Consider the following 23,862-nt stretch of genomic DNA (forward strand, 5'->3'; position numbering starts at 1 on the left):
GAAACGTTAGTTTCCTTATAGCTAAAGGGGTTTCGGCTCCTTTTTTTCTAGGAGAGAAAGATGTTAGAAAATGGTGATTTGATTTTTGTGAAGGACCTTTCAGATATGGGGCAGGCCATCCAGGCTTCTACTGGTAACTATAGCCATGTAGCCATCTTTTTGGACGGATTGATCTACCATGCTAGTGGGCAAGCAGGTGTTATCTGTCAAGAACCAGCTGATTTTTTTGAATCAACTCATCTCTACGATCTCTATACCTACCCAGAGCTGGAAGTTGACTTGGTAAAGGAGAGAGCTAGCAAACATTTAGGTGCACCCTATAATGCCTCTTTTTATCCAGATGGGTCTGGTTTTTACTGCTCCCAGTACATCGCGGAAATTCTCCCTATTTTTGAAAGTGTTCCGATGAAATTTGGGGATGGGGAGCAGGAGATTAGTGATTTTTGGAGAGAATATTATGGGAAACTCGAACTTCCTGTGCCTCTAAACCAGCCGGGGACCAATCCCAGTCAGTTGGCAGCATCTCCTCTTTTAGAATGTAAAGAAAGGAATCTTCATGATTCAGATTTTTAATCCCTCCCGTTTAACTGGACAGTCATTTTTTATAGATTTGGTGGACTATCTTGACCGTCATGATGATGTAATCCTCCGGGAAATCAAGGCTCAGTTTCCAGATGTGGCAGTTGATAAACTGATGGAAGAGTATATAAAGGCAGGTTTAATCCTAAGGGAAAATAAACGCTATTCCCTCAATCTCCCTTTTTTAGAATCTACGGATAATTTAGCCCTTGACCAAGAAATTTTTATCAGAGAGGACAGTCCAGTCTATCAAGCTTTGCTAGAGAATACTTTTGAGACAGAATTGCGCAATCAAACCAATGCTGCCATTTTAGTCGAATCTACGGATTTTGCTAGAGAAAAGATGACCCTGTCGAATTATTTCTACAAGGTCAAGAATCAATATCCTTTGACAGAAAAACAGCAGGAACTCTATGCCATTTTGGGAGATGTCAATCCTGAGTATGCCCTCAAGTATATGACGACGTTTTTACTCAAGTTCCTCAAAAAGGACCAGCTTATGCAGAAACGGCGTGATATCTTTGTTGAGAGTTTAGTCGTCTTGGGTTATATTGTTCAAAATGAAGAAGGAAAGTATGAGTTGGCTGTTGATTTTGACAAGGAACGCTTGTCTTTCTATTTGTCTTAATTGTTTGCTTTTGAGCAGATTGTTTGACTTTGCTAAAGAATAAGCATAAACTAAATGTAAGCGATAACCATTATCGTATTAAAACAAAAGGAGACAGAGCTATGTCACTTGAAAATAAATTGGAACAAGCAACTGGTGCTATCAAAGAAGGATTTGGTAAAGTTACTGGCGATAGCAAAACTGAAGCAGAAGGTGCTGTAGAAAAAACAGTTGCCAAAGCAAAAGAAGTTGTTGAAGATGCTAAAGGTGCTGTAGAAGGTGCCGTTGAAGGTCTTAAAAACTCATTTAAGAAAGAAGACTAAAAAATCAAGGGAAAACTTCCCTTGATTTTTTGATTTTATAGGTAACGTTCTGCGACAGCTGCGTCACCAGGGTAGGATTCTTTCACTCCATTGACGATTTGGTAGCGATCAGCACCCTTACCCGCAATAATCACGGCATCTAGTTCTTGATTTGTGATGGCCATCGCTGCCTTGATGGCTTGTTCGCGATCGGCAATCTTTTCAACAGGATGACTGATATAGCTGCTGATTTCTTCCGCAATCACCATTGGATCTTCATAGTTGGGGTCATCAGCTGTGAGAAAGACTTGAATCTCAGGATGTTGATTGAGGAGGAGACCAAAGTCTTTGCGACGACTCTCCCCCTTGTTTCCAGTCGAACCGAGAACCAGAGCGATTTTTCCAGTTTGATGAGTTTCAACTACATTGATGAGTTTTTTTAGACTGTCCCCGTTGTGGGCATAGTCGATGAAGACTTTAGCACCATTTTTCTGTGTGAGGACTTCCATACGTCCAGGAACTCGGGTTGCAGCGATTCCTTTTTTGATGTCCTCTAGACTAGCACCTAGACGAAGGCAGGCAAGTCCAGCAGCGACTGCATTTTCTTGATTAAAGTGGCCGATGAGTAGGATATCATAATCACCAGCGAGTTTACCTGTAGCTGAAAAGCTAAAGGCTTTGGAATTCTCGATTTGGTTGCTCGACTGACTACCGTAGAAATCATGCTCTTGATGTTCAACTTGCTCTTTCAAGACAGAAAAGTGGTCCATGTCGCTGTTAATGACAACTGCTCGGCTATTTTTCATCAAGAGACGTTTATGGTAGAAGTAATCTTCAAAAGTCGGATGCTCAATTGGTCCGATATGGTCAGGAGTGATGTTAAGAAAGACTCCTACATCAAAGGTCAGACCATAGACTCGATGGACTAGATAGGCTTGACTAGAGACTTCCATTACGAGATGGGTTCTACCATTTTTAACAGCCTGAGCCATCATGTCGAAAAGATCGATATTTTCAGGTGTTGAAAAGGAAGATTTAAAGAAAGTCTTGCCATCTAGAGTTGTGTTCATAGTTGACAAAAGGGCTGTTGGGTAGCGTTGAGATAGGATGTTGTATGCAAAGTAAGCTGCTGTTGTTTTTCCTTTTGTCCCTGTGAAAGCGAGAATTTTGAGTTTCTCTTGGGGATTACCATAAAATTCCATAGCAATCAAACTCATGGCTTTTTTGATATCGTTCACAACGATGACGGGGATACCGACTTCATAGTCCTTTTCTGCGACATACCAAGCTAAACCTTGACTTATAGCAGAAATGAGGTATTCTTTTTTAAATGCAGCGCCTTTTGCAAAAAATAGAGTATTTTCTTTGGTTGTTCGGCTATCGTAACTGATGTTGTCAAAAATAACATCGCTGTAGTTGTAGTGGTAATGTCCTTGGTCGATAATCTCACGGAAGAGACCATCATTTTTTAAAATGTCTAATATAGTTTCAATCTTTATCATACTTTCTATTGTAAACCGAAAGTCTGAATTTTACAAGTAACAAGGAAAAGTTTATAATGGAAGATAAGGAACTTTTCCTAGTTATCAAAATTGAATGAGGAAGCTATGTCTAACGAAAACAATCACCAGCAAGCCCAGATGTTGCGAGGGACTGCTTGGCTAACAGCTAGTAACTTTATTAGTCGCCTCCTTGGTGCTATCTATATTATTCCCTGGTATATCTGGATGGGGACTTATGCCGCTAAGGCAAATGGACTCTTTACTATGGGTTATAATATTTATGCTTGGTTCTTGCTGATTTCAACAGCGGGTATCCCAGTTGCGGTCGCAAAACAAGTGGCTAAATACAATACCATGCGGGAAGAAGAGCACAGCTTTGCCTTGATTCGGAGTTTCCTAGGCTTTATGACTGGCTTGGGACTGGTCTTTGCCTTGGTCTTGTATCTCTTTTCTCCTTGGTTAGCAGATTTATCAGGTGTTGGCAAAGATTTGATACCTATCATGCAGAGCTTGGCTTGGGCGGTCTTGATTTTCCCGTCCATGAGTGTCATCCGAGGTTTCTTCCAAGGGATGAATAACCTCAAGCCTTATGCTATGAGCCAAATCGCTGAGCAGGTGATTCGTGTCATCTGGATGTTGATGGCGACCTTCTTCATTATGAAGATGGGTTCTGGTGACTACTTATCAGCAGTTACCCAATCGACCTTTGCGGCTTTTGTGGGGATGGTGGCTAGTTTTGTAGTCCTGATCTACTTCCTAGCCCAAGAAGGTTTACTCAAAAGAGTATTTGAAACACGGGATAAAATCAATAGCAAGCGACTCTTAGTCGATACTATCAAGGAAGCCATTCCCTTCATCCTGACAGGATCAGCCATCCAGCTTTTCCAAATCTTGGACCAGATGACTTTTATCAGAAGCATGACTTGGTTTACCAACTACAGCAATGAAGACTTGGTTGTTATGTTTTCTTATTTCTCTGCCAATCCGAATAAAATTACCATGATTTTAATCTCTGTAGGAGTTTCCATTGGTAGTGTTGGCTTGCCACTTTTGACGGAGAACTATGTAAAAGGTGACTTGCAGGCAGCAGCTCGCCTAGTTCAAGATAGTATGACCATGCTTCTCTTATTCTTGCTGCCAGCAACGGTTGGAGTTGTCATGGTAGGAGAACCGCTCTACACAGTCTTTTATGGTAAGCCAGATAGTCTGGCTATGGGTTTATTTGTCTTTGCAGTTTTGCAGTCTACTATCCTAGGCTTGTATATGGTCTTGTCTCCTATGCTTCAGGCCATGTTCCGCAACCGCAAGGCAGTTCTTTACTTTATCTATGGTTCCATTGCTAAGATCATCTTGCAATTGCCAACCATTGCTATTTTCCACAGCTACGGTCCTTTGATTTCAACGACTATCGGCTTGATCATTCCGAATGTCTTGATGTACCGAGATATCTGCCAAGTAACGGGTGCTCGTCGAAAGATTATCTTGAAGCGAACTATCTTGATTACTATTTTGACCCTTGTCATGTTTATCTTAGTTGGTTTCATACAGTGGCTACTCGGTTTTGTCTTCCAGCCAAGTGGACGCTTCTGGAGTTTCCTTTATGTAGCTCTCATCGGAGGGCTTGGAGGAGGTCTTTATGGCTTGATGAGTCTACGGACACGACTCTTGGACAAGATAATTGGCCAAGCTCAAGCAGATCGACTACGGACACGATTGAAAATATCGTAAATGATTTATAAATAAAAGTTATAATTACAACCTTTCTATTAAAGAAAGGTTGTTTTATTGTTCAAAATATTAAAAAAGTAGAACTTTTTCTAAATTTAGTAGCAAAAAAATATGTTTTTTGACTTTTTCTTCAAAAAAAGCTTGACTAAATAAAACCAAAACTGTATAATATAACAAATATTTAAAACAGGAGGTTCTGGAAATGAAAAAGTCTAAGGCCAAGTATCTGACACTGGCAGGTGTCGTGTTAAGCGCAGGTATCCTACTAAGCGCATGTGGGAACTCAGCAAGTTCATCTAAAACATACAACTATGTTTACTCTAGTGATCCATCTAGTTTGAACTATCTGGCTGAAAACCGTGCAACAACCAATGATATTGTTACCAATTTGGTTGATGGTTTGATGGAAAATGACCAATATGGGAACTATGTTCCATCTTTAGCGGAGGACTGGACCGTTTCTAAGGATGGTTTGACCTATACCTATAAACTTCGTAAGGACGCTAAGTGGTATACATACGAGGGTGAAGAATACGCCCCTGTAACGGCTCAAGACTTCGTGACAGGTTTGAAATATGCTGCTGATAAAAAATCCGAAGCCTTGTACCTGGTTCAAGACTCTGTAGCAGGTTTGGATGACTATATCAACGGGAAAACAACTGACTTTTCAACTGTCGGTGTTAAGGCGATTGACGACCAAACAGTTCAGTACACTTTGACACGTCCAGAATCTTATTGGAATTCTAAAACAACTTCAACCATTCTCTTCCCTGTCAATGCAGATTTCTTAAAATCAAAAGGGGATGACTTTGGTAAGGTAGACCCTTCTAGTATTTTGTACAATGGACCTTTCTTGATGAAATCGTTTGTTTCAAAATCTGTTATCGAATTCAAGAAAAATCCCAACTACTGGGATGAAAAAAATGTCTTTGTGGATGATGTGAAATTGGCCTATTATGATGGTAGTGACCAAGATGCACTAGCACGTAACTTTGTAGAAGGAGTCTACAGCTATGCACGTCTCTATCCAAATAGCTCAAGTTTTGAAGGAATTAAAGAGAAGAACAAGGATAACATCATCTATAGTATGCAAAATGCAACTTCTTATTACATAAACTTCAACTTGGACAGAAAGTCTTATAACTTCACGTCTAAATCTTCAGATATCGAAAAGAAATCAACCCAAGAAGCAGTTCTGAATAAAAACTTCCGTCAAGCCTTCAACTATGCTTATAACCGTACAGCCTATGGAGCACAATCTCAAGGGGAGGACGGAGCAACAAAGATTATTCGTAACTTGGTTGTACCTCCAACATTTGTAAGCATCAACGGAAAAGACTTTGGCGATGTTGTTTCAGAAAAGATGGTCAACTATGGCCAAGAATGGCAAGGAATCAACTTTGCAGATGCGCAAGATCCATACTACAATCCTGACAAGGCTAAAGCTAAATTTGCAGAAGCTAAGAAAGAATTGGAAGCTAAGGGTGTGCAATTCCCAATCCACTTGGATGTATCTGTAGACCAATCAGCTAAAAAAGGTGTACTTGAAGCAAGCTCTTTGAAACAATCCATCGAATCTGTTCTAGGAGCTGAGAATGTGGTTATCGATATCCAACAGCTATCAACAGATGACTTTGACAACTCTAGCTACCTAGCTCAAACTGCAGCTCAAAAAGACTTTGATATCTATAATGGCGGTTGGAGTGCGGACTACTTGGATCCATCAAGTTATCTTGATATCTTAAATGTCAATAACGGTGGTATGTTGCAAAACATTGGTCTAGAACCAGGTGAGGTCAATGACAAGGCTAAGGCAGTTGGTCTGGATACTTACACTCAAATGTTAGAAGAAGCGAACAAGGAGCAAGATCCAGCAAAACGTTATGAAAAATATGCTGAAATTCAAGCTTGGCTCGTTGATAGCGCCCTTGCTATTCCAAACGTTTCTCAGGGTGGAACACCGACCTTGAGAAAGACAGTTCCATTCTCATCACCATTCTCACAAGCTGGAAATAAGGGTGTCGAATCATACAAGTATCTCAAGTTACAAGATAAGACTGTAACGGCTGATGAGTATGAAAAAGCTAAAGAAAAATGGTTGAAAGAAAAAGAAGAATCAAATAAGAAAGCCCAAGAAGAACTGGCAAAACACGTTAAATAACCAGTCTATTCAACAGGAAAAACGATAGTTTCTCAAGAAACTATCGTTTTTATATAGTTTGAAACTATAACTAGCTCTTGAAAACAAGAAAATGAGTTAGTAAAAATAAGTGGTACAATAGTTACTATAGATTTGGAGGTATTGTATGAGCAAAGAACGACACATCAACACAATTTTGGCCCAGGCTGGGATCAAGTCAGATGAGGCTACAGGTGCCTTGGTAACACCGCTTCATTTTTCAACCACTTATCAGCATCCAGAGTTTGGCCAGTCTACTGGATTTGACTATACCCGTACTAAAAATCCAACTCGCAGTAAGGCGGAGGAAGTCTTGGCGGCAATCGAATCAGCAGATTATGCCCTAGCGACAAGCTCAGGAATGGCTGCGATTGTACTGGCTTTTAGTGTTTTTCCAGTAGGAAGTAAAGTCTTGGCTGTACGCGATCTGTATGGGGGTTCTTTCCGTTGGTTCAATCAAGTCGAGCAAGAAGGCCGTTTCCATTTTACCTATGCCAATACTGAAGCAGAGTTGATTGCTGAGCTGGAAAATGATGTGGATGTTCTCTATATCGAAACGCCAACCAATCCCTTGATGTTGGAATTTGATATTGCAAAACTGGCAAAACTAGCTCATGCCAAGGGCGCCAAGGTTGTGGTGGACAATACCTTCTACAGCCCGATTTACCAACGTCCGATTGAAGACGGTGCGGATATTGTTCTTCATTCAGCTACCAAGTATTTAGCAGGGCACAATGATGTCTTGGCTGGGGTGGTTGTGACTAATAGTTTAGAACTATATGAACAATTGTTCTATAATCTCAATACGACAGGTGCGGTCTTATCACCGTTTGATAGTTATCAGTTGATTCGTGGTCTTAAAACTCTATCTCTTCGTATGGAACGTTCCACAGCCAATGCCCAAGAAGTGGTTGCCTTTTTGAAGGATTCACCTGCTGTCAAGGAAGTGCTCTATACTGGACGTGGGGGTATGATTTCCTTTAAAGTAGTGGATGAAAAGCGTATTCCTCATATTTTAAATAGCTTAAAGGTATTCTCTTTTGCGGAAAGTTTGGGTGGAGTGGAGAGTCTGATCACCTATCCGACGACTCAAACCCATGCGGATATTCCAGCAGAAGTACGCCATTCCTACGGTTTGACAGACGACCTCTTGCGCTTGTCTATTGGGATTGAAGATGCTAGAGATTTGATTGCGGACTTGCGCCGAGCTTTGGAAGGATAAGACAAATATGGGAAAATATGATTTTACAAGCCTGCCCAATCGTTTTGGACACCATACCTATAAATGGAAAGAAGCGGAAGCTGATCGAGAAGTTCTACCAGCCTGGATAGCAGATATGGACTTTGTGGTTTTGCCTGAGGTTCGACAAGCTGTACAAGCCTATGCGGATCAGTTGGTCTATGGTTATACTTATGCAAGCAACGCTTTGATTGAGTCGGTTCAGGATTGGGAAGCCAGTCAACACGGGTATCACTTTGACAAGGATGCTCTTTTCTTTATCGAGGGAGTGGTGCCAGCTATCTCAACAGCCATTCAAGCCTTTACAAAAGAGGGGGAAGCTGTTCTAATTAACACACCGGTCTATCCACCTTTTGCTCGCAGTGTCAAACTCAACAATCGCCGATTGATTACCAATCATTTGGTGGAAAAGGACGGGTTGTTTGAGATTGATTTTGACCAGTTGGAGAAGGAATTGGTGGAAGAGGATGTGAAGCTTTATATCCTTTGCAACCCTCATAATCCTGGGGGCCGTGTGTGGGAAAAGGAAGTGTTAGAAAAGATTGGTCATCTCTGCCAAAAACATGGTGTATTGCTGGTTTCGGATGAGATTCACCAAGATTTGGCCCTCTTTGGTCACAAACACCAGTCTTTTAATACCATTGATCCTGCTTTCAAAGACTTTGCCCTCATCTTGAGCAGTGCTACCAAGACCTTTAATATTGCTGGAACGAAAAATTCCTATGCTGTCATTGAAAATCCAAAGCTTCGTGTTGCTTTTCAAAAACGACAGTTGGCCAATAACCAGCATGAAATTTCAGGTTTGGGGTATTTGGCAACAGAAGCTGCCTACCGTTATGGCAAGAACTGGTTAGGAGAGCTAAAAGAAGTCATCGAAGACCACATTAACTATGTAGTGGATGTTTTGGGCAACGAAACCAAGATTCAGGTCATGAAACCCCAAGGGACCTATTTAATCTGGCTGGATTTTTCTGCCTATAACCTAACGGATGAGCGCTTGCAAGAGCTTTTGAAGAATAAAGCCAAGGTCATCTTGAACCGAGGCTTGGACTTTGGAGAAGAAGGGACCCTTCATGCCCGTCTCAATGTTGCCATGCCTAAAACACTTTTGGAAGAGGTTTGTCAACGCATCATGACCACTTTTGCTACACTTTAAGAATCGAGCCTTCTAGGAGAAAAGTCTTCCTGGAAGGCTATTTTCATAGGGGATAATATGGTATAATGAGGAGATAAGATAAAGGGGTAACTATGGCTAAATTGATTCCAGGAAAATTGCGCATGGAGGGGGTCACCCTCTATGAGACGGGCAAGATTGAGATCATCAAGGAAAAAGGGAATCGCCTCTATACACGTGTAGCTGGAGAAGATTTGCGCTACAGTTTAGAGGATGATCTTGTTTTTTGCGCTTGCGATTTTTTCCAAAAAAGAGGTTACTGTATTCACCTAGCAGCGCTCGAGCATTATCTGAAAAATGATGAAGAAGGTCAGGTGATTTTACAAACCTTAGAAAAAGGACATGAAGAGCAAGAAGAAGTTGAAACCAAGGTTAGTTTTGGTGGTAGTTTTTTGGAGCGTGTTCAACCTCAAAAACGAGAAGAGACATACACTTTGTCGGCTCTAGGCCAGGTGGAAGCTGGAACCAATCGCCTCCTTTGGACTCTTCGAATCGGTTTGCTTGAGAGTCAAAAATATTATGTCATCCGTGATATTCCACTCTTTTTGAAGGTCTTGGCCCAAAGCAAATCTTACATGATCGGGAAACACTATGAGAATAACTTGTTTTGGGAGGTTTTTAACGAATCGAGTCAAGAAGTTCTTACTTTTTTACGGGGCTTGATTGAGGAGGGGCTCAGTCAGGAACTCTTTTTCCCAAATCAAGGTCGTCATCTCTTTATTCCTCTGACCTTTTTTGAGCAGGGTGTGGGGTTATTGATGAACTTGGAAGATTTTCATTTTGACCACCAGCTTGATAGCTATGAGAATCTCCTCTTTCATGATTTAGATCCTGATGCAGGACTTTTCTCTTTTTCCGTGCAGGAGTACCCTGATTATTTTGAGATGGAAATCGCTGAAAGTGAGCGGGTCAATGTATTCTATGGAGGGGCGGTTCTCTTTCGTAAGGGCAATGTTTATCTCTTAACCCCTAAACAAATGAGTCTTTTAAAAGAAATCAATGAACTTCCTCAGGAAACAAAAGGGAGAAAATGCCTCCAGTTTGATACTGGAGATCGGGATCGATTGGCTTCCTGTCTTCCTTTGTTTGGACAGCTGGGCACAGTTTCTGCTCCTGAGCGCTTGCAAATCAGACCCTTTTCACCGATCTTTTACTTTGACAAGGAGAAGGATGGTCGTATCCGCTTGGATATCGAGTTTGATTATGGAGATATTAAGGTGACTAGTCGTCAACAGCTGGAAGAATTACCTTTCGCTAGCGATGCTGCCCTAGAAAGCCAGATATTTCAAGTTAGTTTAGGGGCTGGTTTTGAGGCTGATTTTCAGTCTTGGAGACAGGCTTTGAAGCCTGAGGTAGTTTACTCTTTCTTTCACCATACGATTCCTGCTTTTGAGAAGTTGGGTCAAGTTTTCTTGTCTGATGAGATAAATCAGCTCTACAGCCTTCAAACTCCTCAGGTTCAGATTGAGTCCAAAGGAGGACTGCTGGAAATTCAGTTTGACTTCCAAGGGATTGGGCAAGAAGAGATTAATCAAGCTCTTAAAGCCTTAACCAGCAATCAGGATTTCTATATCAGTTCTTCTGATCAAGTATTCTTTTTTGATGAGGAAACCAAGCAGATTCGTCAGAATTTGCAGGAACTGGGTGTTGAACTAAAAGATGGCTCTTTCAAAGCTAGGAAATCTTTAGCTTATAGTCTTTCTCAAATTTTTGAAGGTCGCGATCGGATAGCATTTTCGGAGGAATTTCAGCATTTGGCCCATGATTTGACCCATCCTGAGGACTTTCCTTTAGGAGCGGTACAGGTTCAAGCGAGTTTGAGAGACTATCAAGAAAAGGGTGTGCGTTGGCTCCAGATGCTCCATCATTACGGTTTTGGAGGCATCTTGGCAGACGATATGGGACTGGGTAAAACACTGCAGACCATTGCTTTTTTGACAAGTCAGGTTACAGAAGATAGTCGTGTCTTGATTTTGGCGCCGTCAGGTTTGATCTACAACTGGGCAGATGAATTCAGAAGATTTGCACCGCAGTTGGATTTGGCTGTTGTTCATGGTTTGAAAGCGAATAGAGAAGTGATTCTTTCTCAAAATCATCAAATCTATGTGACAAGTTATGCGAGCTTTCGTCAAGACAGTGACCTCTATCAAGAGATGTCCTTTGATTTTCTCTTTTTAGATGAGGCTCAGGTCATGAAAAATGCTCACACCAAGATTGCTCAGAGTTTGCGCCAGTTTGTGGTGCCAGCAGTCTTTGCCTTGTCAGGTACGCCCATAGAAAACCATCTAGGAGAGTTGTGGTCTATCTTTCAAATTGTGCTACCTGGGCTTTTACCGAACAAGAAAGAGTTTATGAAATTACCAGCTGAGCAGGTGGCGCAGTTTATCAAGCCCTTTGTCATGAGACGTAAGAAAGAAGAAGTTCTTACAGAACTGCCTGATCTGATCGAAGTCGTCTATAAAAATGAACTGGAAGACCAGCAGAAGGCCATCTATTTGGCCCAGTTGCAACAGATGCGAGAGCGTCTAGCGCAAGTGACAGATCAAGAATTCCAAAGAAGTAGGGTAGAAATCTTATCTGGCCTCATGCGATTGCGCCAGATCTGCGATACGCCAGCTCTCTTTATGGACGATTACCATGGCGCCAGCGGGAAACTCGATAGTCTCCGAGATTTATTGCTACAAGTGGCTGATGGTGGCCATCGGGTCTTGATTTTCTCACAATTCAAAGGAATGTTGGAAAAAATCGAGCAAGAACTTCCAGACTTGGGTTTGACTTCTTTCAAAATCACAGGCTCAACTCCTGCTCAAGACAGACAAGAGATGACCAAGGCCTTTAATCAGGGAGAAAGAGACACCTTTCTCATCTCTCTGAAGGCAGGAGGTGTCGGTCTTAATTTAACGGGAGCTGATACCGTCATCCTAGTTGACCTTTGGTGGAATCCTGCGGTTGAAGCCCAAGCTATCGGACGTGCTCATCGTATGGGACAGGAGCAGAAGGTAGAGGTCTATCGTTTGATTACTAAGGGAACCATTGAAGAAAAAATCCAGGAACTTCAAGAACAGAAAAAACATTTGGTTTCCCAAGTTTTAGATGGTACGGAGTCACGTGCGAGTCTCAGTCTGGCAGAAATTCGTGAAATTTTGGGAATTTCTGAAGCCAACACTTGAAAAATCAAGACAATACGCTATAATGAAGAGTTGAAAGGAAATACAAAATGAAACAAGATCGATTTCCATTGGTGTCAGATGACGAAATCATGCTGACCGAAATGCCAGTCATGGACTTGTATGATGAGTCAGACTTTATTAGCAATATCAAAGGTGATTACCGAGATAAAAACTATTTAGAATGGTCTCCTATTGTTGAGGAAGCTAGTGTAGTTGCTCCTGTGGTAAGCAAAAAGCCAGAACCAGCTCCAGAAGTAAAAAAAGTTGAAAAGACTTATGCAGAGTTGGCTCGAGAAGAGGCGCGTGCGGATCTAAAAAAGAAACGTTCAGCCAAGTATTTGACCCAAGACGTTAGTCATACTAGACGTCATTCTTCTTCAACTCATGCTCGTCATGGAAGCCAACCAACAGCACCATTTCAAAAGGAAAATCCAGGTGAGTTTGCTAAATTTAGCAAAAACTTGAGTCAGTCCCACTATATTCTAGCTGAAGAAGCTGGACAAGTAGCGACTCCGACTTTTGAAAATCAATCTGGTAAAGCTAAAAAGAACAACTATGATTTTCTGAAGAAGAGCCAGATTTATAATAAAAAGAATAAGCAATCAGAACAGGAACGTCAGGTTGCCCAAGAGTTGAACCTGACAAGAATCACGGAATAAGGGAGAAAAGCATGTCAAAGACATATCATTTTATTGGAATTAAAGGATCAGGGATGAGTGCCTTGGCCTTGATGTTGCACCAAATGGGGCATAAGGTTCAAGGGTCAGATGTTGAAAAGTACTACTTTACACAACGTGGTTTGGAGCAAGCAGGAATTACCATTCTTCCGTTTGATGAAAAGAATCTGCAAGGTGATCTAGAAATTATCGCCGGGAATGCCTTTCGTCCAGATAATAATGTTGAAGTTGCCTACGCTGATCAAAATGGCCTCAGCTACAAACGTTACCATGAATTTCTAGGGAGCTTTATGCGTGACTTTGTCAGCATGGGAGTTGCTGGAGCACATGGGAAAACCTCAACAACTGGTATGTTGTCTCATGTTTTGTCTCACATCACAGATACAAGTTTCTTGATTGGGGACGGGACAGGTCGTGGTTCAGAAAATGCTAAATATTTTGTCTTCGAATCAGACGAATACGAGCGCCATTTCATGCCTTACCACCCAGAATATTCTATCATCACCAACATTGACTTTGACCATCCAGACTACTTCACAAGTCTAGAGGATGTTTTCAATGCCTTTAACGACTATGCTAAACAAATCACGAAAGGTTTGTTCATCTACGGTGAGGATGCTGAGTTGCGTAAGATTACAGCCAATGCTCCAATCTATTACTATGGTTTTGAAGCTGAGGGCAATGACTTTGTAGCTAGCGATCTCCTTCGTTCAACAACTGGTTCGACCTTCACTGTTCATTTCCGTGGACAAGAGCTGGGGCAATTCCACATTCCAACCTTTGGCCGTCACAATATCATGAACGCGACAGCTGTAATTGGTTTGCTTTACACAGCAGGATTTGATTTGAACTTGGTTCGTGAACACTTGAAAACTTTTGCGGGTGTTAAGCGCCGTTTCACTGAGAAAATCGTTAATGATACGGTAATCATCGATGACTTTGCCCACCATCCAACAGAAATCATCGCGACCTTGGATGCGGCTCGCCAGAAATACCCAAGCAAGGAAATCGTGGCAATCTTCCAACCGCACACCTTCACTCGAACTATTGCCTTGTTAGATGATTTTGCACAAGCCTTGAATCAGGCAGATGCCGTTTACCTAGCTCAAATCTATGGATCTGCTCGTGAAGTGGACAATGGGGATGTCAAGGTAGAAGACCTAGCAAGCAAGATCACTAAGAAAAACCAAGTTATCACCGTTGAAAATGTATCGCCACTCCTTGACCATGATAATGCTGTTTACGTCTTTATGGGAGCAGGAGACATCCAAACCTATGAGTACTCATTTGAACGTCTCTTGTCAAACTTGACAAGCAACGTCCAATAGGAAAAACAAATGGAAATTCCAATTACTATAAGGCAAGCCACCTTATCAGATCTAGATGAAATTTTGGCGATTGAAGAAGCTAAATTTTCAGCAGAAGAGGCAGTGAGTCGACAATCCTTAGAAGAGTGTATCCGCAAGTCTGCGGGTACCTTTCTTGTAGCTAGGGATGAAAATCAGCTGGTGGGCTATGTTCTTGGGGCTGAAGTGTCAGAAACACACACTCAAGCACTCCTAAACCTTGAAATCAAGCGTTTAGCCATTCATCCTGACCATTGGAGACAGGGACTGGGAACTCTTCTTCTTGCAGCCTTGAAACAGGTGACAGTCGAACTAGATTATCAAGGTATTCTTTTGCAGAGTCCTGATGAACTACTATCTTATTTTGAAATGAATGGCTTTGTTGAAGAAGAAGTGACAGGGATTCAATATGACAGTGGTTCTGAATGGTATATGACTTGGGTCAATCCTTTTTATCAGGAGGAAGTATGAAAATCAGACAAGCAAGATTTTCGGATTTGGACCGAATTTTAGAGATAGAGCTAGAGAATTTCTCCCTTGAAGAAGCCATTCCTCGTTCGATCTTTGAGGCGCATTTACGTGAAATTCAGACCAGCTTTCTCGTCGCTGAAAAAGAAGGACGTGTCCTTGGCTACATTGAGGGTCCAGTCGTTCCACACCGTCACCTTCAAGATTTGTCCTTTACAGAAGAAATAGCGGACCACAGTCACAAATCTGGAGGTTATATCTCTGTTACCTGTCTATCCATTGCTAAAGAAGCACAAGCTTTGGGAGTCGGTAAGAGATTGCTGACGGCCCTAAAAGAAGTGGCTTTAGAGCATGAAAGGGAAGGTATCAACCTGACCTGCCATGACTACTTGATTCCCTATTATGAAAAACACGGCTTTGTTAATGAAGGATTATCCCAGTCAAGCTTTGCTGGGGAAACATGGTATGATATGGTTTGGCAGCCAGAAAATAAAGAAAACTAGCTAGGGAATGCCCTAGTTAGTTGCTTTTCTGCTACTTTTAAGATATAATATTATGGATTGTCAACAAGGAGGTAAAGCTTTTGACTGAAAAACAAAGAGATACAGAAAAATTAAGTTTTAAAGAGCAGATTCTACGTGACTTAGAGAGAGTGAAAGAACAAGATAGAAGAGAGAGAGAAGTTGAAATTCCAAATGTGAAAACTTCATCAACTCAGCCAAGTTCAGCAACTCCTTCAGATCTTGAACCAGAAACATCAACAGAAGAGTTGATGGCTGATTCCCTGTCTGTTGTCGATAAAATTCTAAAGAATGCACCAAGTGTTCCTCCACTTTCAAGTGCTAGAACTGATGAAACGGATGACCAAGAAGAGAAAGAGATTAGACAGCCAATCATTGATAAGATTGAAGTTGTAGAATCTGAAGAACCTCTAGTAGAGCCGATTCATCTGGCTGAAGAACCTGTAGTGGAACCTGTTCAACCTAAGGTTGAACCAGTTGAGCTTAAACCCGAAGAAAAAGAATTTAACGATACTCCAACCAAGGTAGCCGTAACCTATAAAACAGAAGACAAGAAAGAGGAAATCACCCCAGGAATGCCTGAAAGAGTTGAGCCTGTTTCTACAGAATCTAGCAGTGGATTAGCTGATGCTCCACGTCGTAGTCGTCGTCAAGGTGCAACATCAACTAAGAAAAAGAAAAAATCAAAAGCTAAAGGTTGCCTAGTAACAGTTCTAGTCTTCCTAGTACTCGTTGTAGTTGGCGGTTACTTTGGTTATGGTTATGTTCAAGATTCTTTGAAACCTGTGGATGCGAGCTCTAAGGACTACGTAACGGTTCAAATCCCAGACGGAGCCAATGTTCAAGAAATTGGAAGCACCTTGGAAAAATCTGGATTGGTTAAACATGGACTTATCTTTAGTCTTTATGCTAAATACTATAGCCATGCTAACTTGAAGTCAGGTTATTACAACTTGAAGAAGAGTATGAGTACGGATGAGTTGATTCAAGAATTGGAAAAAGGTGGGACTCCTGAAGCTCAGGCGCCTGTTCTTGCAAACTTGACCATTCCAGAAGGTTATACACTAGAGCAAATCGCTCAAACAGTAGGACAACTTCAAGGTGAATTTAAAGAACCTCTTACTGCGGATGCTTTCTTGGCAAAAGCTCAAGATGAGACCTTTATTTCCCAATTAGTAGCTAAGTATCCAAACCTACTTGGAAGCCTCCCAACAAAAGACAGTGGCGTTCGCTATCGTCTTGAAGGCTACCTTTTCCCAGCAACCTACACTATCAAAGACAGCACAACTGTTGAAAGCTTGATTGATGAGATGGTTGCTGCTATGGACAAGGCCATGTCACCATACTACGCAACGATTAAAGAAAAGAATCTGACAGTTAATGAATTGCTCAGCATTGCTTCTCTTGTCGAAAAAGAAGGTGCTAAGACCGAAGACCGCAAGAAAATCGCAGGTGTCTTCTATAACCGTTTGAATGTCGGCATGCCACTTCAAAGCAACATTGCTATCCTGTATGCTGAAGGCAAACTTGGTCAAAAGATTAGTTTAGCTGATGACGCTACAATTGATACAAATATCGACTCACCATACAATGTCTATACGCATCTTGGCCTCATGCCTGGACCAGTTGATAGTCCAAGTCTGGATGCTATTGAAGCAAGTGTAAATCAGACAAAGAGTGACTACTTGTACTTTGTAGCCAATGTTGAAGACGGTAAAGTATACTTTGCGACAACAAAAGAAGAACATGATCAAAATGTTGCAGAGCATATCAATAGCAAATTACCCCAATCAAGTAGTTCAAACTAAAATTATGTGGTTTTCCACATAATTTTGTTTTAAAAACCTAATAGAAAAAGAAAGTTGAGAAAAATGGCAGAAAAAACTTATCCAATGACCCTTGAAGAAAAGGAAAAACTTGAAAAAGAATTAGAAGAATTGAAACTCGTTCGTCGTCCCGAAGTTGTAGAGCGTATCAAAATCGCTCGTTCATACGGAGACCTTTCAGAAAACAGTGAATATGAAGCAGCAAAAGATGAACAAGCCTTTGTTGAAGGACAAATCTCTAGTCTGGAAACAAAGATTCGCTATGCTGAAATCGTCAACAGCGATGCAGTTGCACTGGATGAAGTTGCGATTGGTAAGACTGTAACTATCCAAGAAATTGGAGAAGATGACGAAGAAGTTTACATCATCGTTGGTTCTGCGGGTGCAGATGCTTTTGCTGGTAAAGTATCAAATGAGAGTCCGATTGGACAAGCCTTGATTGGTAAAAAGACTGGAGATACAGCAACCATCGAGACACCAGTTGGCAGCTATCAAGTAAAAATCTTGAAGGTTGAAAAAACAGCTTAATGAGAATAAAAAGGAGTAGGGGAGGCTTTTCGCCTCGTTCAACTCCTTTTTGGTTTTTTAGATGAAATGGGGGACTATATGAGTGAATACAAGAAGAAAAATAAAATGGAGCGTGGATTAACCAATCGCCATGTTCAGGTGATGGCCATTGCGGGAACAATCGGAACAGGACTTTTCCTAGGTGCTGGTCGCTCTATCAGCCTTACAGGACCTTCGATCATCCTGATTTATATGATTACAGGAGCTTTTATGTTTTTGATGATGAGAGCTGTTGGGGAGATGCTGTATCAGGATCCAGAACAGCATACCTTTATCAACTTTATCACCCGTCATTTGGGGAAAGGCTGGGGATATTTTTCAGTTTGGTCTTATTGGTTGTCTGTTGTCTTTATCGGTATGGCAGAAATCACTGCCATCTCAGACTATGTCCGCTTCTGGTTCCCTACCTGGCCTAGCTGGATGGTTCAGCTTGTCTTTTTAACGATTTTGGCTTTGGTCAACTTGATTGCGGTTAAGCTCTTTGGAGAAGTCGAGTTTTGGTTTGCTATGGTCAAGATTGTGGCGATTTTATCCATGATTGCCACTGGGGTCTTTATGGTTTTGACGGGCTTTAAGACACCGCATGGTGTTGCAAGTTTGGCAAATATCAGTGACCAGTTCTCTCTTTTTCCAAACGGAGTTATGAACTTTGTCATGGCTTTTCAAATGGTATTTTTTGCCTATCTGATGATTGAGTTTATCGGGGTGACAACTTCTGAAACAAAGAACCCTCGTCAGGTCTTGCCCAAAGCTGTTAAGGAAATTCCTCTCAGAATTATCTTCTTCTATGGGGGAGCTCTTATTGCGATTATGGCCATTATTCCTTGGTCTTATCTTAATTCTTCAGATTCTCCATTTGTAACGGTTTTTGAACTGGCGGGAATCAAGTGGGCAGCAGCTCTAATCAACTTTGTTGTCTTGACCTCAGCGGCGTCTGCTCTTAACTCAACTCTCTACTCAACAGGGAGACACTTATATCAGATTGCCCATGATTCGCCCAATCGTTTCTTAAAGGCCATCAAGGTCGATACCCTTTCTCGCCACAATGTTCCACAAAATGCCATCATCGCCTCAGCAATCTTGATTGCTCTCGCTGCCTTTATCAATGTGCTACCAGGTGTTTCAGATGCCTTTGCTTTGATTACGGCATCTTCATCAGGTGTTTACATCGCGATTTATATCTTGATTATGATGGCCCATCTAAAATACCGCAAGTCACAAGATTTCATGGCTGATGGCTACCTCATGCCTCAGTATCGCTTGCTTAATCCCCTAACCATCCTCTTTTTTGTCTTTGTTTTTGTGACTCTCTTTTTGCAAGAGTCGACTTTCTTGGGGGCAGTTGGTTCTGCTATCTGGATCCTTGTTTTTGGGATTTATAGTCAGTGGAAATTTAGAAAATAAATCATGAACTCATCAACTCTGTTTGGTGAGTTTTTCTAGTTTGACAGTCTATTGAAATAGGATTATAATCAAGCTGTAGCAGTTTATTAGGAGGTTTGGATGTACCTTAGATTGGAGAATATAGAGTCCGAGAAAGCGAGAGAAATCGCGAATCAAATTCGTGCTTATAATCGTTCAAAAAGAGAAGAGGCTGAGAGCGAACCACTGAATCTTTATCTCGAAGACGAAAAGGGCAATCTCATGGCGGGCTTAGTAGCTGAGACTTTCGGAAATTGGCTGGAAATCGAATATTTGTTTGTGAAAGAGGAGCTACGAGGACAAGGAATTGGTTCGAAACTACTGCAACAAGCAGAAAATGAAGCTAAGAATCGAAATTGTCGTTTTGCTTTTGTCAACACTTACCAGTTTCAAGCACCAGATTTTTATCTAAGTCATGGCTACAAGGAAGTCTTTACCTTGCAAGACTATCCCTATACAGGACAAAGATACTATTACCAAAAGGATTTGTGACCTAGACTTCTTTCCTTTGAAGAGGAGCTTAGCTAAGTGGCATAAAATAACGAATACTCTTTATCATGTAAGATGATAGAGAGTTTTTTTGTTAATAAAATATTACAAAATGACATTTATATATTGCATTAAGTTAGATATATGGTATAATGTTTTTAAAAGAAGCGTAACTTTTTAAAAAATAGAAGGAGGATGCAAGTGGCTAAAAATTTAAAGTTAAAACTAGCTCGTGTGGAGCTTGATATGACACAGGGTGATTTGGCAGAGGCTGTGGGTGTTACTAGGCAGACTATAGGCTTGATTGAAGCTGGGAAATACAATCCTAGTCTCTCCCTTTGCCAGTCTATTTGCAGATGCTTAGGCAAAACTTTAGATCAATTATTTTGGGAGGAAGAAGATGAAAAATAGAAAGAAACTTGTGATTAAAGATGAACGTACGGAAAAATTGGACGGAAACATTTCAGGAGAAATTCTCTTGGGAATTTGCCTATTTTTGGCACTGGAAATTTTTGCCAAAGTTTATATTTTCAATTTAACACTTTTGTCCTATTTACCAGAATTACTTTTATTGATTGGAGTCGGTTTGTATGCCATTATTCGCCGCATGTATGTTGGAATTGACATTCGAGATATTGTTGAGAATACTGGAAAAGAAAGAATTTTATCTGCTTTGGTATTCTCTATAGTGATTTTATTGATTGATATCGTTGGCAATCGCGAGGAACTGGTCAATCTATTGACTTGGAAGTACTCCCTAAAAGTTGTTCTAGCAGTTATCATCTATCTCGTTGGGAGTTTTTCTATGGATAGAGTTATCCTATACTTGAATCGCAGAAATCAGCAAGTTTGGGAGGAAGAAGATGAAAAATAGATTTTTTTATTATCAATTATTAGACGAAAGAGAAGAACAACTGATGAATAAAGCGGGGGCTGAAAGTTTCTATATCTCTATAGCTTTCTTGCTTTTATCTTATATGATTGCAGTATTAGCACCAAGTCTTTTTAATCCGAGAATGATTCTCATCATTATCATTATTGGAACTTCTTACTTTTTCGGCCGTGCTCGAGATTTGGGTGTGAACTACTATAGTCGTTTTCATTTTACAATTTTAGGGTGTTTGCTGGTGACTCTCGCTATTACAACTCTTTTGATGTTGCAGAATTATCAATTCAATATCGAAATTTATCAGCACAATCCTCTGAACGTTAAATACTTGTCTGCTTGGGCCATTACTTATCTGATTTACCTTCCTTGGGTTTTTATCGGCAATCTAGGACTTAAAAGTTATGGCGAATGGGCTCAAAAAAGGTTTGAGCGAGATATGGATGAACTGGAGAACGGAGAATAGCTTGTTAGCTTTTTATCCATCTCGGTAAAATGTGTTATAATAGTACTAATTTATCGGATGGTGTGAAAGTGGTAGAATACGTTCATACCTTTGTAAAGTAGGAAGAAGGAAAACATATGTATCCAGATGATAGTTTGACATTGCACACGGACTTGTACCAGATCAACATGATGCAAGTTTACTTTGACCAAGGAATTCACAATAAGAAGGCGGTTTTTGAGGTCTATTTCCGTCAGCAACCGTTCAACAACGGTTATGCGGTTTTTGCTGGTTTGGAAAGAATTGTACATTATCTTGAAGACTTACGCTTTTCAGATAGCGATATTGCCTACTTGGAGACGCTTGGGTATCATGGAGAATTCTTGGATTACCTACGAAATCTCAAGTTAGAACTAACGGTTCGTTCTGCTCAGGAAGGGGACTTGGTTTTTGCTAATGAGCCGATTGTGCAGGTTGAAGGACCTCTAGCCCAATGTCAATTGGTTGAAACGGCTCTCTTGAACATCGTTAACTTTCAAACCTTGATAGCGACCAAGGCAGCACGTATTCGTTCAGTCATTGAAGATGAGCCCTTGATGGAATTCGGGACACGTCGTGCGCAAGAAATGGATGCGGCTATCTGGGGAACACGCGCAGCCGTGATTGGTGGAGCCAACGGGACTAGCAATGTGCGAGCAGGGAAGCTCTTTGGTATTCCAGTATTGGGTACTCATGCGCATGCCTTGGTACAGGTTTATGGAAACGACTATGAAGCCTTTAAGGCCTATGCTTCAACCCATCGTGACTGTGTCTTTCTAGTAGATACTTATGATACGCTTCGCATTGGTGTGCCAGCTGCCATTCAGGTAGCGCGTGAACTGGGAGAGAAGATTAATTTTAAAGGTGTTCGTATCGACTCGGGGGATATAGCCTATATTTCCAAGAAAGTTCGCCAACAGTTAGATGAGGCTGGATACCCAGATGCCAAAATTTACGCTTCCAATGACCTCGATGAAAATACTATTCTTAACCTCAAAATGCAACACGCTAAGATTGATGTCTGGGGTGTCGGAACCAAGCTGATTACAGCCTATGACCAGCCTGCTCTTGGGGCAGTTTATAAGATTGTAGCTATCGAAGATGAAACTGGTAAGATGCGCAATACCATCAAGCTTTCAAGCAATGCTGAAAAAGTGTCGACACCAGGTAAGAAGCAGGTATGGCGGATTACCAGTCGTGAAAAAGGCAAGTCAGAAGGTGACTACATTACTTATGATGGTGTGGATGTGAGTGACCTGACAGAAATCAAGATGTTCCATCCGACTTATACCTACATCAAAAAGACCGTTCGAAATTTTGATGCCGTTCCTCTCTTGGTGGATATTTTCAAAGAAGGAACATTAGTTTACAACTTGCCTAGTTTGACTGAGATTCAGTCCTATGCTCGCAAGGAATTTGACAAGCTATGGGATGAGTACAAGCGCGTGCTCAATCCGCAGCACTATCCAGTGGACTTGGCGCGTGATATTTGGCAAGATAAGATGGACTTGATTGACAAGATGCGCAAGGAGGCCCTTGGCGAAGGAGAAGAAGAATGAGTTTGCAAGAGACCATTATCCAGCAACTAGAGGTTAAACCAGTGATTGACGCCCAGGAGGAAATTCGTCGTTCCATTGACTTCTTAAAGAAATACTTGAAAAAACACCCCTTTCTTAAAACTTTTGTACTGGGGATTTCTGGAGGACAAGACTCAACCTTAGCAGGGCGCTTAGCACAATTAGCCATGGAAGAAATGAGAGCAGAGACAGGAGATGACAGCTACCAATTTATCGCTGTCCGCCTGCCATATGGCGTGCAAGCTGATGAAGCAGATGCACAAAAAGCTCTCGCTTTCATCCAGCCAGATGTCAGCTTGGTTGTGAATATCAAGGAATCAGCTGATGCCATGACAGCTGCAGTTGAAGCGGCAGGAAGTCCTGTTTCAGACTTTAACAAGGGTAATATTAAAGCTCGTAGTCGTATGATTGCCCAATATGCCCTTGCGGGTGCCCATAGCGGAGCGGTCATTGGAACAGACCATGCTGCGGAAAATATCACAGGTTTCTTTACCAAGTTTGGTGATGGCGGTGCGGATATTCTTCCACTTTACCGCCTCAATAAACGCCAAGGAAAACAACTCTTGAAGGAACTTGGTGCAGACCCAGCACTTTATGAAAAAATCCCAACAGCAGATTTGGAAGAAGAAAAACCAGGTATTGCAGACGAAGTAGCCTTGGGAGTCACTTACAATGAAATTGATGACTACCTTGAAGGCAAAACAATCAGCCCAGAATCCCAAGCGACTATTGAAAACTGGTGGCATAAAGGCCAACACAAACGCCACCTACCAATCACCGTATTTGATGACTTTTGGGAGTAAAAATCTCCAGTGGAGGTTTTTAGCCTCTCACCTTGAAATAAAAAAGTGAGAGTTAGTCCTGGGGACCTTTTCAGCCCGAGTCTAGAAATGAGAAAGCGAGGAAGGTCCTGTAGACCTTTTTACCCTGAGTCTAGAAACGAGAAAGCGAGGCAGATTCGGTAACTCGTAGAGTTCGATTTTCGTTGTCTCACCCCCGCAACGATGACTAGGTTTGAAAAAGCTTGGTAAAGTGCATTTCAAACCAGACAGCGACTGCGTCAAGTAACTAAATGAAAAACTTGTTTTCTAGCTGTTACTGAGTATAGTCTTTTTACC

The 23,862-nt window shown here is 41.4% G+C and carries 22 protein-coding genes; 21 read left to right on the forward strand and 1 reads right to left on the reverse strand.

What is annotated here, in order from left to right; all coding sequences use genetic code 11:
• Window positions 1-60 precede the first annotated feature (60 nt).
• The 3 genes from SNAG_RS03165 (at window position 61) to SNAG_RS03175 (ending at window position 1,509) form a co-directional block, all read left to right on the forward strand.
• Window positions 61-573 (forward strand): YiiX/YebB-like N1pC/P60 family cysteine hydrolase, encoded by a 513-nt coding sequence (locus tag SNAG_RS03165; protein WP_096406453.1) that lies wholly within the window; start codon window positions 61-63, stop codon window positions 571-573.
• The gene (locus SNAG_RS03170; protein WP_096406456.1) at window positions 557-1,207 is read left to right on the forward strand and encodes a DUF1803 domain-containing protein; all 651 of its coding nucleotides are present in this window, start codon (window positions 557-559) and stop codon (window positions 1,205-1,207) included. Before SNAG_RS03165 ends, SNAG_RS03170 begins: the two co-directional genes overlap by 17 nt.
• Window positions 1,208-1,308: 101 nt before the next feature.
• The gene (locus SNAG_RS03175) at window positions 1,309-1,509 is read left to right on the forward strand and encodes a CsbD family protein (protein ID WP_000051185.1); all 201 of its coding nucleotides are present in this window, start codon (window positions 1,309-1,311) and stop codon (window positions 1,507-1,509) included.
• 35 nt (window positions 1,510-1,544) lie between these two features.
• Here SNAG_RS03175 and SNAG_RS03180 read toward each other — a convergent pair whose 3' ends face one another.
• A complete protein-coding gene (locus SNAG_RS03180) occupies window positions 1,545-2,990 on the reverse strand; it encodes a UDP-N-acetylmuramoyl-L-alanyl-D-glutamate--L-lysine ligase (protein WP_096406458.1) in 1,446 nt (481 codons plus the stop codon).
• A gap of 105 nt (window positions 2,991-3,095) precedes the next feature.
• Here SNAG_RS03180 and SNAG_RS03185 point away from each other — a divergent pair, with 105 nt between their 5' ends.
• The 18 genes from SNAG_RS03185 to nadE all read left to right on the forward strand — a co-directional run bounded on the left by SNAG_RS03185 (window position 3,096) and on the right by nadE (window position 23,547).
• Entirely contained in the window at window positions 3,096-4,718 is a 1,623-nt protein-coding gene (locus SNAG_RS03185) for a putative polysaccharide biosynthesis protein (protein ID WP_096406461.1), read from the forward strand.
• 202 nt (window positions 4,719-4,920) lie between these two features.
• The gene (locus SNAG_RS03190) at window positions 4,921-6,879 is read left to right on the forward strand and encodes a peptide ABC transporter substrate-binding protein (protein WP_096406463.1); all 1,959 of its coding nucleotides are present in this window, start codon (window positions 4,921-4,923) and stop codon (window positions 6,877-6,879) included.
• A 145-nt stretch (window positions 6,880-7,024) separates the two neighbouring features.
• The gene (locus SNAG_RS03195) at window positions 7,025-8,119 is read left to right on the forward strand and encodes a cystathionine gamma-synthase (protein WP_096406466.1); all 1,095 of its coding nucleotides are present in this window, start codon (window positions 7,025-7,027) and stop codon (window positions 8,117-8,119) included.
• A 7-nt stretch (window positions 8,120-8,126) separates the two neighbouring features.
• Window positions 8,127-9,293 carry a MalY/PatB family protein gene (locus SNAG_RS03200; protein WP_096406468.1) on the forward strand — a complete coding sequence of 389 codons (1,167 nt, stop codon included), beginning with the start codon at window positions 8,127-8,129 and terminating at the stop codon, window positions 9,291-9,293.
• Between the two features lie 92 nt (window positions 9,294-9,385).
• The gene (locus tag SNAG_RS03205) at window positions 9,386-12,481 is read left to right on the forward strand and encodes a DEAD/DEAH box helicase (protein WP_096406471.1); all 3,096 of its coding nucleotides are present in this window, start codon (window positions 9,386-9,388) and stop codon (window positions 12,479-12,481) included.
• Window positions 12,482-12,528: 47 nt separating this feature from the next.
• Window positions 12,529-13,140 (forward strand): cystathionine gamma-synthase, encoded by a 612-nt coding sequence (locus SNAG_RS03210; protein WP_096406474.1) that lies wholly within the window; start codon window positions 12,529-12,531, stop codon window positions 13,138-13,140.
• Between the two features lie 11 nt (window positions 13,141-13,151).
• Window positions 13,152-14,486: a UDP-N-acetylmuramate--L-alanine ligase gene (murC, locus tag SNAG_RS03215; protein WP_096406476.1), complete on the forward strand. Its 1,335-nt coding sequence runs from the start codon at window positions 13,152-13,154 to the stop codon at window positions 14,484-14,486.
• 9 nt (window positions 14,487-14,495) lie between these two features.
• Window positions 14,496-14,975, forward strand: a complete 480-nt coding sequence (locus SNAG_RS03220; protein ID WP_096406479.1) for a GNAT family N-acetyltransferase — start codon at window positions 14,496-14,498, stop codon at window positions 14,973-14,975.
• On the forward strand, window positions 14,972-15,475 hold the full coding sequence (locus SNAG_RS03225) for a GNAT family N-acetyltransferase (protein ID WP_096406481.1): 504 nt from the start codon (window positions 14,972-14,974) through the stop codon (window positions 15,473-15,475). The genes SNAG_RS03220 and SNAG_RS03225 overlap by 4 nt, the downstream gene beginning before the upstream one ends.
• Window positions 15,476-15,555: 80 nt before the next feature.
• A complete protein-coding gene (mltG, locus tag SNAG_RS03230) occupies window positions 15,556-17,301 on the forward strand; it encodes an endolytic transglycosylase MltG (RefSeq protein ID WP_096406484.1) in 1,746 nt (581 codons plus the stop codon).
• A 63-nt stretch (window positions 17,302-17,364) separates the two neighbouring features.
• Window positions 17,365-17,847 carry a transcription elongation factor GreA gene (gene greA / locus SNAG_RS03235; RefSeq protein WP_096406487.1) on the forward strand — a complete coding sequence of 161 codons (483 nt, stop codon included), beginning with the start codon at window positions 17,365-17,367 and terminating at the stop codon, window positions 17,845-17,847.
• A gap of 78 nt (window positions 17,848-17,925) precedes the next feature.
• Window positions 17,926-19,290, forward strand: coding sequence for an amino acid permease (locus tag SNAG_RS03240; protein WP_172842381.1), 1,365 nt, complete (start codon window positions 17,926-17,928; stop codon window positions 19,288-19,290).
• 99 nt (window positions 19,291-19,389) lie between these two features.
• On the forward strand, window positions 19,390-19,800 hold the full coding sequence (locus tag SNAG_RS03245; RefSeq protein ID WP_096406489.1) for a GNAT family N-acetyltransferase: 411 nt from the start codon (window positions 19,390-19,392) through the stop codon (window positions 19,798-19,800).
• Window positions 19,801-19,998: 198 nt separating this feature from the next.
• Window positions 19,999-20,208, forward strand: a complete 210-nt coding sequence (locus SNAG_RS03250; protein ID WP_001107501.1) for a helix-turn-helix transcriptional regulator — start codon at window positions 19,999-20,001, stop codon at window positions 20,206-20,208.
• Window positions 20,198-20,671: a DUF6773 family protein gene (locus SNAG_RS03255; RefSeq protein ID WP_096406492.1), complete on the forward strand. Its 474-nt coding sequence runs from the start codon at window positions 20,198-20,200 to the stop codon at window positions 20,669-20,671. The genes SNAG_RS03250 and SNAG_RS03255 overlap by 11 nt, the downstream gene beginning before the upstream one ends.
• Window positions 20,661-21,149, forward strand: a complete 489-nt coding sequence (locus SNAG_RS03260; protein ID WP_096406495.1) for a DUF6773 family protein — start codon at window positions 20,661-20,663, stop codon at window positions 21,147-21,149. Before SNAG_RS03255 ends, SNAG_RS03260 begins: the two co-directional genes overlap by 11 nt.
• Before the next feature lie 116 nt (window positions 21,150-21,265).
• The gene (locus SNAG_RS03265; RefSeq protein ID WP_096406497.1) at window positions 21,266-22,726 is read left to right on the forward strand and encodes a nicotinate phosphoribosyltransferase; all 1,461 of its coding nucleotides are present in this window, start codon (window positions 21,266-21,268) and stop codon (window positions 22,724-22,726) included.
• Window positions 22,723-23,547: an ammonia-dependent NAD(+) synthetase gene (gene nadE, locus SNAG_RS03270; protein WP_096406500.1), complete on the forward strand. Its 825-nt coding sequence runs from the start codon at window positions 22,723-22,725 to the stop codon at window positions 23,545-23,547. The genes SNAG_RS03265 and nadE overlap by 4 nt, the downstream gene beginning before the upstream one ends.
• Window positions 23,548-23,862 lie beyond the last annotated feature (315 nt).

It is taken from the genome of Streptococcus sp. NPS 308 (assembly GCF_002355895.1).
Classification (GTDB): Bacteria; Bacillota; Bacilli; order Lactobacillales; family Streptococcaceae; genus Streptococcus.